Below are 8,338 nucleotides of genomic sequence, written 5' to 3' on the forward strand. Positions count from 1 at the left end.
CCCATCCGGGCCATCCAGGTGGATGGGGGCAGCGAGTTCATGGCCGAGTTTGAGGAGGCCTGCTGTGCTCTGGGGATTGCCTTGTTTGTGCTGCCGCCGAGGAGTCCTAAACTCAATGGTCACGTGGAGCGGGTGCAACGGACCTTTAGGGAGGAGCTCTATACCCGGCCTCTGCCCCCCCGGCTCAGCGAGCTACAGGCAGAGCTGGATGCCTACCTGGACCACTACAACCGCCGAAGGCCTCACATGGCCCTGGGGGGTCTTGCTCCCTTGGAGTATTTAGCTAAGATGCAGGAGGAGTCGGTTCCCCAGTCTCACATGTGTTGACCGATTACAATCCCTCGCATAGCGCCTAGCCCAGTGTTAGACTGCGAAAGGCCGTATGTCCGACCTCCTTTCCTCCCTCAACCCCTCCCAACGGGAAGCGGTGCTGCACTTTGAAGGCCCAGCGTTGGTGGTTGCCGGGGCTGGTTCGGGTAAGACCCGTACCGTGGTGCACCGCATCGCCTATTTGCTGCGCGAGCGCCGGGTTTACCCTACCGAGATTTTGGCGGTGACCTTTACCAATAAGGCCGCCGGCGAGATGAAAGAACGCCTCGAGCGCATGGTGGGGCGTGCGGCAAAGGATCTCTGGGTCTCTACCTTCCACGCTGCGGCAGTGCGCATCCTGCGGGCCTATGGCGAATACGTGGGCCTGAAGCCGGGGTTTGTTATTTACGACGACGACGATCAAAACACCTTGCTGAAGGAAATTCTCAAAGAGCTAGGCCTCGAGGCCAAACCCGGCCCGTTTAGAGCCATGATCGACCGGATCAAAAACCGGGGTCAAAGTGTGGCAGCCTATGCCCGCGAGGCCCCCGATTTCATCGGCGGCATCCCCAAGGAAGCAGCCCTCGAGGTCTTCCAACGCTACCAGCGCAACTTGCGTCTGCAAGGAGGGGTGGACTTCAACGACCTTTTGCTGCTAGCTATCGAGCTTTTTGAAGCACACCCGGCGATACTGGCCAAAGTGCAGCAGCGAGCTCGCTTCATCCATGTGGACGAGTACCAGGACACCAACCCGGTGCAATACCGGCTGACCCGGCTTCTGGCCGGGGAACGGCCTAACCTGATGGTGGTGGGCGACCCCGACCAAAGCATCTATGGTTTTCGCAGCGCCGATATCCACAACATCCTCGATTTCACCAAAGACTACCCGGGGGCTAAGGTCATCCGACTGGAGGAAAACTACCGTTCCAGCAGTGCCATTTTGCAGGTAGCCAACGCAGTGATCGAGAAAAACGCCCTGCGGCTGGAGAAGGTGCTGCGCCCGACCAAACCCGGTGGCGAGCCGGTGCGCCTGTACCGTGCCCCCAATGCCCGTGAGGAGGCCGCCTTTGTGGCTCGGGAAATCCAGCGCCTGGGCCGCTACCAAGAGATCGCGGTGCTCTACCGTACCAACGCCCAGTCCCGTCTGCTGGAGGAGCACCTGCGGCGGGCTCAGGTGCCGGTGCGGCTGGTAGGGGCGGTGGGCTTTTTTGAACGGCGCGAGGTTAAGGACCTACTGGCCTACGCCCGGGTGGCGGTAAACCCTGCCGATACCCTCAACCTGCGGCGCATTGTCAACACCCCGCCCCGGGGCATCGGGCCGGCCACGGTGGCCCGGCTGGTGGCGTATGCCCAACAGACGGGCTGTACTCTCTACCAGGCCTTTCGCGCTGCCGAGCAGGTGCTCAACCGGCCCCAGCCCGTCCAGGCTTTGGTCGAACTGCTCGAGGCCCTGATGGAAGCAGCTTTCGAAACCGGCCCCCGCGACTTTTTCCAGCGGGTGCTGGAGGAGACCGGTTTCCGCGAGGCTTTGCGCCAGGAACCAGATGGCGAAGAGCGCCTGCAAAACGTGGAGGAGCTGCTGCGGGCAGCCCGCGACTGGGAGGAAGAGGAGGGCGGCAGCCTCTCCGACTTTCTGGACGCGGTGGCCCTGACGGCCAAGGCCGAGGAGCCGCAAAGCGCCGCCCCCGCTGAGGCGGTGACCCTTATGACCTTGCACAATGCCAAGGGCCTCGAGTTCCCCACCGTATTCCTGGTGGGCCTAGAGGAGAATCTGCTGCCTCACCGCAACAGCCTGGGCCGCCTGGAGGACCTCGAGGAGGAGCGCCGCCTGTTCTACGTGGGCCTCACCCGCGCCCAGGATCGCCTTTACCTTTCCTACGCCGAGGAGCGTGAAACCTACGGCAAGCGTGAGTACACCCGTCCCAGCCGCTTTTTGGAGGAGATTCCCCCGGGGCTTCTAAAGGAGGTGGGGGCCTTTGGCGATGCGCCCGTGCCGGTGCCGGCAGGCCGCCTCGAGACCAAGCCCCGCACCCATCTGGCCGAGTTCAAAGGGGGGGAGCGGGTGCGGCATCCCAAATTCGGCAGCGGTACGGTAGTGGCCGCTATGGGGGGTGAGGTGACGGTGATGTTTCCTGGTCTGGGTCTGAAGAAGCTGGCGGTGAAGTTTGCCGGGCTGGAGCGATTGGATGGCTAAGGCGACGCGCGCTTTGCTTTGGGCTGGGGTAGTGGTCCTGGGGATGGCTTCGGCCAGCGGGGCCGATCTGGGTTTTTCCGTGCGCAATGGCCCTAACGGCAATTTTATGGGCCACCTAGGGCTTTACCTGGATGGCTACCCGGTGGATTTTCGCGCCCAGTTGGTCTTGGGCTCGCCGGCTGGGCTGTACCTCAGCGGTGAGGTGGTCTACCCCCTGCCCTTTTTCCTGCTGCTGCGTCCCTACCTGGCGGCGGGGCTGGGGGTGGGCATTACGGGCTATACCGCCCAGAACGAACTCAGGTTGCGCTTTGGCGATAGTTTCTACGCTATTTTTTCAGCGGGGCTACAATTCCCCCAACGGGGCTACCGTCCGTACCTCGAGGTGAGCCAGGCAGTGGGTTCCCAAAGCTTCCAGCGCTTTACGGTAGGCTTTATCGTCGAGGGGTTTTGAGCCCGGGTATATCTGTCCTGCTTCCGTGGGCTAAGCTAACAACATGAAAGCCCATGGAAGGGTCTTTGTGGTTACCGGTGGAGGCAGCGGGATTGGGCGCGAGCTGGTTCGGGGGCTGCTGGGCCGAGGAGCCCGCGTGGCTGCGGTAGACTTGAACCGGGCCGCCCTGGAAGAGACCGCCCGCCTGCTCCAGGCCGGGGAGAGGCTCTCCTTGCACCAGCTAGATATTGCCGACCTCGAGGCGGTGTCGGCCCTGCCCCAGCAAGTCATCGACCACCACAAGGCGGTGGACGGCCTGATCAACAACGCCGGCATTATCCAGCCCTTTGTCCCGGTGGTTCAGCTGGACTACAGGACCATCGAGCGGGTTATGCGGGTCAACTTCTATGGCACCCTCTACATGACCAAGGCTTTCCTGCCCCACCTGTTGGCCCGGCCCGAGGCGCACATCGTCAACGTTTCCAGTATGGGGGGCTTTCTTCCTGTACCCGGACAAACCCTCTACGGGGCCGCCAAGGCTGCCGTAAAACTCTTCACCGAGGGGCTGTATGCCGAGCTCTTGCAGACCAAGGTGCGGGTCACAGTGGTTTTTCCCGGCGCGGTGGCCACGGGAATTGCGGCCCACTCAGGGGTGGAGATCGCCCGCCCCGAGGGACAGGAAAGCTCCATCAAACCCGTCCCTCCCGAGCAGGCCGCGCGGGAAATTCTAAACGGTATGGAGAAAGATCGTTTCCGGGTGCTGGTAGGCCCCGATGCTCGCTTGATGGACCTCCTCTACCGCCTGAGCCCGGAGCGGGCCACCCGGCTTATTCAGCAGCGGATGCGCTCTTTGCTCCGTCGCTAGTTGGCTAGCGCGACTTTACCTCGGCCCAGACCTGGTTGAATACCTCGGTTTGCTCGCCTAGGTCAGCCAAAAGCTCGAGGCGGGCCCGCTTCTCTTCGGTGGGGTAGACCAGTGGGTTGTCCTTCTCCTCGATGAGTTCCATGGCTGCGGCCACGGGGGTGGCATAGCCGATGGCGTTGGAAATTTGGGCGGCGATCTCGGGCTCGAGCAGGAAGTTGATGAACTTGTAGGCCAGCTCGTGGTTGGGGCTTTTCTGCAAAATCACCAGGGTATCGGCCCAGAGGGTGGCCCCTTCTTTGGGAATCACGTACTTGAGGTTGGGGTTCTCTGCCTGGGCCGCCAGGATGTCGCCAGAGTAGGCTGGAGCTACGGCAATATCGCCTCCAATTAAGCGGTCACGGATGCTGGTGCCCCCAGCGAAGCCCTGCGAGCGGCGCTTGGCCTCGAGCAAAAGGGCCTGCACCTCGGCCAGCCTGTCTGGGTCGGTGGTGTTGACCGATAGGCCCTTGTACTTGAGTGCAGCACCGATCATCTCCCGCATCTCGTCGAGGAGCAAAAACCGCCCTACCTGTTGGGCTGGGTCGAAGAGTACGCTCCAGCTTTCCACGGGTCCGCTCACCAAATCCTCGCGGTAGGCCAAGCCCGTGGTGCCCCACTGGTAGGCCACGCTGTAGCGGCTTCCAGGGTCGTAGGCGGGGTCGGTGAACTGGGGGTCCAGGTTCTTTAGGTTGGGGATTTTGGTCTTATCGAGCTCGAGTAGGCTGCCTGCCCGGGCGAGCTGGCCCACGGTGTAGTCGGGGGTGATGAGCACATCGAACTCCCGGTCGCCTCCGGCCTGTAGCTTGGAGAGCATGGCCTCGGGGGAGTCGTAGGTATCCTCAACTACCTTGATGCCCTCGCGCTTTTCAAACTCAGCCAGCACCTCGCGGGGCATATAGTCCGACCAATTGAGCAGACGCAGCTGCTTTTGCTGCTGCCCGCAGCTCGCAACCAACAAGGCCAGCACCATCAGTATCCAGACTCGGTTCATTTCAAGCCTCCTAAACCCGTTTTCTCCAGAACAGTGTCCCAAGAAGCAGAATCAAGATTGTAAGCCCCACCATCAAGCTGGATAGGGCGTGAATCTCCGGGCTTACCCCCAGCTTTACCGAGGAGTAAATGTAAAGCGGCAGGGTGGTGGAGCCGGGCCCTGCGGTGAAGAAGGTCACCACAAAATCGTCTAGCGATAGGCTAAAAGCCAACAGGGCGCCAGCCATCACACCCGGCATGATCAACGGCAGGGTTACCTCGCGGAAGGTCTGCCAGGGGGTGGCGCCCAGGTCCTTGGCGGCTTCCTCCAGGGCGGGGTCGAGCAGCATTAGTCGAGCCCGCACCACCAGGGTTACGTAGGCAATCTGAAAGCTGATATGGGCCAGGATGATGGTGAAAAGCGAGAGCTGGGGCCAGCCGATGGCATCGCGCACCACATCGAACAGAAGCAAAAGCGAGATGCCCATCACTACGTCTGGCACCACCACCGGAACGTATAGCAAGTAGCGCAAAGCTTCTTGCCAGCGGAACTGGAAGCGCACCAGGCCGACGGCCAGCAGGGTACCCAGAATGGTGGAAACCACCGTGGAGACCACCGCCACAATTAGGGTGTTGGTGAGGTACTCCAGAATGCGCTCGTTGTTGAACAATCGTATGTACCAGTCGAAGGTGAAACCGGTGAAGCGCACCCCAAAGCGGCTTTGATTGAAGGAAAGGGCCACAATGACCAGGATGGGCAGGTACAAAAAGGCGAACACCAGCCAGGCGTACAAGGAGAGCAGCCGCTTCATACCAGTTTGTCCAGCCCTTTCTCCCCTTGGGTACGAGCATAAAGCCACAGGCCAAAGAGCACCAAGCCCATCAGTACCATGCTGACTGCGCTGCCAAAGGCCCAGTTCTGGGCTGAGCCGAACTGGAGTTGGATCAGGTTGCCCACCAGGGTAATCTTGCCCCCGCCCAGCAGGTCAGCGATCACGAAGGTTCCCACCGCTGGAATGAAGACCAGCAAAAAACCGGCAAACAGCCCAGGGATGGTTTGGGGAAAAATAGCCTCCCAAAAAGCTCGCAGGGGCCTGGCTCCCAGGTCGTAGGCGGCCTCGAGCTGACGCCAGTCTATGCGCTCGACGGTGGCGTACAGCGGCAGGACGAAGAAAGGCAGGTAGGTGTACACCGTGGCCACGTACACCGCCAAGGTGGAGGGCAGCAGGTCGGCAGGGGGAAGGCCGAATGCCGTGATGAAGGCATTGATTAGCCCTTCCCGCTGAAACACCACAATCCAGGCGTAAACCCGAATCAGGAAATTGGTGAAAAAGGGGATCACCACCAACAGCAGCAAAACCTCTTTATAGCGGCTTTGGGCGATGTAAAAAGCCAGCGGGTAGCCTAAAAGCACCACAAAGACCGTGGCCCACAGCCCGATCCACAGGCTGCGGGCGATGATTTCGATGTACAACGGGTCGGTGAAGAAGCGCAGGTAGTTGTGCAGGCCAAAGGGGGGCACGAGCTGGCCCAGGCTGCCCCGGCTCATCAGCGAAGCCACCAGCATGATGAGGGTGGGTACCAGCACGAACAGCAACAGCCACAGCGCCCCTGGCCCCACCAAAAGGAGTATCTGCCGTAGCCTTTCCTTGGGGGTGGTGGCCTCACGCATGGGGGATTTCCTCCAGGCCCTCCTGGATGACCACGAGCTTTTCCGGGGTAAGGGCTACCCAGACCTCCTCGTCGTAGTCGAATTCCTCGTGGCCAGGTTCCTGGATGTCGTGGTTGAGCGTTTCACAAAGCAGGCGCTGGCCATCGGCCAACAAGATGTACTGATTTTCCGAGCCGGTGTAGATGATGTCGTCTACCCTAGCCCGGAAAACATTGGGTAGGCTGGGCTTTTCCCGAAACAGGCGAATTTTTTCTGGCCGGATGGAGAGCAGCACCTTCTGGCCCGGTGTAAGGGCATCCTCCTCGTCGAGCACGAACGCTCCTAGTGAGGTTTCTACCCGGCGTGGCTCGAGGGCTACTGCTGGAATCAGGTTGGTATCGCCGATGAACTTGGCCACAAAGGCCGTTCGGGGCAGCTCGTAGATTTCCTCAGTGGGCCCGAGCTGTTCGATGCGCCCTTTGTTCATCACGGCTACGCGGTCGGACATCACCAGGGCCTCTTCCTGGTCGTGGGTCACGAAGATAAAGGTAATGCCCAGCCGCTCTTGTAGGTTCATCAGCTCTACCCGCAGCTCCTGGCGCAGTTTGAGGTCGAGGGCCGAGAGGGGCTCGTCCAGGAGCAACACCTCTGGTTCATTGACCAGGGCCCGGGCCAGGGCGACGCGTTGGCGCTGGCCACCGGACATTTGCTCGGGGCGGCGCTTTTCGAAGCCCAGCAGGTTGACCAGTTCAAGGGCCCAGGCCACCCGCTCTGCAATCTCACTCTTGGCCATCCGCTTCATGCGTAGGCCGAAGGCGATGTTCTGCTCTACGGTCATGTGAGGGAATAGGGCGTAGTTCTGGAATACGGTGTTGACTGGACGGCGGTAGGGGGGCACACCGGTCATGTCCTCTCCACCAATCAGGATGCGGCCTGTATCGGGGGTATCGAAGCCGGCAATCATGCGCAACAGGGTGGTTTTGCCGCAACCCGAGGGGCCCAACAGGCTGAAAAACTCACCGTCGCGAATCTCCAAGGTGATATTGTCCACCGCGACCTGATCACCAAAGCGCTTGCTAACCCCCTCGAGGCGCACTGCCACATTCTCCCCCAGCTTCCGTTCCCGCCGGCTACGGAACAAGGTAGGCTCCACAGGGCAGAGTGTACGGTTTGCCCCGCTATAGGGCAACTGGCACTCGATACAGCAAAGCCGCCCACCCAGACAAAGCTGGCCAAAGCTGCTTTGGACGCTTCGGTTGAGTTGGCCACAACCCCTTGAACCGGGACAAACACATGTGAGACTCTAAGCTGGGATAAAAAGAGGGGAACCAACCAAGAAAGGAGGTTCCCCAGGTGCAGTTTACCACCGTTGGCCGAGAGATATGGCAAGGCGCTAGACAAGCACAGAGGCTGGCCGAGGCCAAAGCAGGCGACCCAGAGGTCAAGGAACGTCTGCGCAAGCTCCGACTGGTCAAAGCCCTGCGTGAAAGTAAAAAGAGCTGGAAGGAGATCCAGGACCTGGTCGGGATCAGCCGGGCCACCTACCACCGCTGGAAAAAAGCCCTAAAAGAAAAGGGCCTGGCCGGACTCAAACCCCGCTCCCGCCGCCCTAAGCACCTGCGCGCAAAGGTCCACTGGACCCCAGGGCTGCTCATTAGAATATAGGAGTTACGCAGTTGCAGTTGACTGGACATTCTTCTGTGTGCTAGGAGGAGAGTGCTTAGCCAAGCTTCTCCAAAGGGGGTGATGCCCATGAACCCACCGAAGTGCGATGACCTGGACTACATCCACTTTCTCATCGCCGCTCAGCGGGTCTTCACCTGTACCGAGGCCGCTCGCTGTAGTCCAAAGGAGAAGAGCCCTCCCGCCCATGATGCCTTT

Annotated in this window: 8 protein-coding genes and 2 pseudogenes; 6 read left to right on the forward strand and 4 right to left on the reverse strand. The window is 60.7% G+C overall.

Going from position 1 to position 8,338, the window contains the following annotated elements; translation table 11 throughout:
* The 4 genes from G552_RS15490 to G552_RS0112680 all read left to right on the forward strand — a co-directional run.
* Nucleotides 1–327 (forward strand): integrase core domain-containing protein (locus tag G552_RS15490; protein ID WP_036270757.1); only part of this gene is annotated, 327 nt, incomplete at its 5' end.
* 55 nt (nt 328–382) lie between these two features.
* Nucleotides 383–2,503 carry an ATP-dependent helicase gene (locus tag G552_RS0112670; RefSeq protein WP_027883358.1) on the forward strand — a complete coding sequence of 707 codons (2,121 nt, stop codon included), beginning with the start codon at nt 383–385 and terminating at the stop codon, nt 2,501–2,503.
* Nucleotides 2,496–2,954 carry a hypothetical protein gene (locus G552_RS0112675; RefSeq protein ID WP_051195808.1) on the forward strand — a complete coding sequence of 153 codons (459 nt, stop codon included), beginning with the start codon at nt 2,496–2,498 and terminating at the stop codon, nt 2,952–2,954. Before G552_RS0112670 ends, G552_RS0112675 begins: the two co-directional genes overlap by 8 nt.
* A 43-nt stretch (nt 2,955–2,997) precedes the next feature.
* Nucleotides 2,998–3,798 carry an SDR family NAD(P)-dependent oxidoreductase gene (locus G552_RS0112680; RefSeq protein WP_027883360.1) on the forward strand — a complete coding sequence of 267 codons (801 nt, stop codon included), beginning with the start codon at nt 2,998–3,000 and terminating at the stop codon, nt 3,796–3,798.
* 4 nt (nt 3,799–3,802) lie between these two features.
* Here the strand turns inward: G552_RS0112680 and G552_RS0112685 are convergent, their stop codons facing one another.
* Genes G552_RS0112685 through G552_RS0112700 form a run of 4 tightly spaced genes read right to left on the reverse strand, consistent with a single transcriptional unit; the run spans nt 3,803 to nt 7,610 of the window.
* Entirely contained in the window at nt 3,803–4,828 is a 1,026-nt protein-coding gene (locus G552_RS0112685; protein ID WP_027883361.1) for a polyamine ABC transporter substrate-binding protein, read from the reverse strand.
* Between the two features lie 10 nt (nt 4,829–4,838).
* Nucleotides 4,839–5,618: an ABC transporter permease gene (locus G552_RS0112690; protein WP_027883362.1), complete on the reverse strand. Its 780-nt coding sequence runs from the start codon at nt 5,616–5,618 to the stop codon at nt 4,839–4,841.
* Nucleotides 5,615–6,478: an ABC transporter permease gene (locus G552_RS0112695; protein WP_027883363.1), complete on the reverse strand. Its 864-nt coding sequence runs from the start codon at nt 6,476–6,478 to the stop codon at nt 5,615–5,617. The genes G552_RS0112690 and G552_RS0112695 overlap by 4 nt, the downstream gene beginning before the upstream one ends.
* Nucleotides 6,471–7,610 (reverse strand): ABC transporter ATP-binding protein, encoded by a 1,140-nt coding sequence (locus tag G552_RS0112700; RefSeq protein ID WP_027883364.1) that lies wholly within the window; start codon nt 7,608–7,610, stop codon nt 6,471–6,473. The genes G552_RS0112695 and G552_RS0112700 overlap by 8 nt, the downstream gene beginning before the upstream one ends.
* A 200-nt stretch (nt 7,611–7,810) precedes the next feature.
* Here G552_RS0112700 and G552_RS15495 point away from each other — a divergent pair.
* Nucleotides 7,811–8,119: pseudogene (locus G552_RS15495) on the forward strand (helix-turn-helix domain-containing protein); the annotation flags it as partial.
* 54 nt (nt 8,120–8,173) lie between these two features.
* Nucleotides 8,174–8,338 (forward strand): annotated as a pseudogene (locus G552_RS16400) (IS701 family transposase); the annotation flags it as partial.

This window comes from Meiothermus rufus DSM 22234, assembly GCF_000423425.1.
Classification (GTDB): Bacteria; Deinococcota; Deinococci; order Deinococcales; family Thermaceae; genus Meiothermus; species Meiothermus rufus.

Bases quoted from the DNA above. Each gene is read 5' to 3' on its own strand.
- G552_RS0112670 (WP_027883358.1), top strand. From the start codon at position 383: ATGTCCGACCTCCTTTCCTCCCTCAACCCCTCCCAACGGGAAGCGGTG.
- G552_RS0112675 (WP_051195808.1), top strand. From the start codon at position 2,496: ATGGCTAAGGCGACGCGCGCTTTGCTTTGGGCTGGGGTAGTGGTCCTG.
- G552_RS0112680 (WP_027883360.1), top strand. From the start codon at position 2,998: ATGAAAGCCCATGGAAGGGTCTTTGTGGTTACCGGTGGAGGCAGCGGG.
- G552_RS0112685 (WP_027883361.1), bottom strand. From the start codon at position 4,828: ATGAACCGAGTCTGGATACTGATGGTGCTGGCCTTGTTGGTTGCGAGC.
- G552_RS0112690 (WP_027883362.1), bottom strand. From the start codon at position 5,618: ATGAAGCGGCTGCTCTCCTTGTACGCCTGGCTGGTGTTCGCCTTTTTG.
- G552_RS0112695 (WP_027883363.1), bottom strand. From the start codon at position 6,478: ATGCGTGAGGCCACCACCCCCAAGGAAAGGCTACGGCAGATACTCCTT.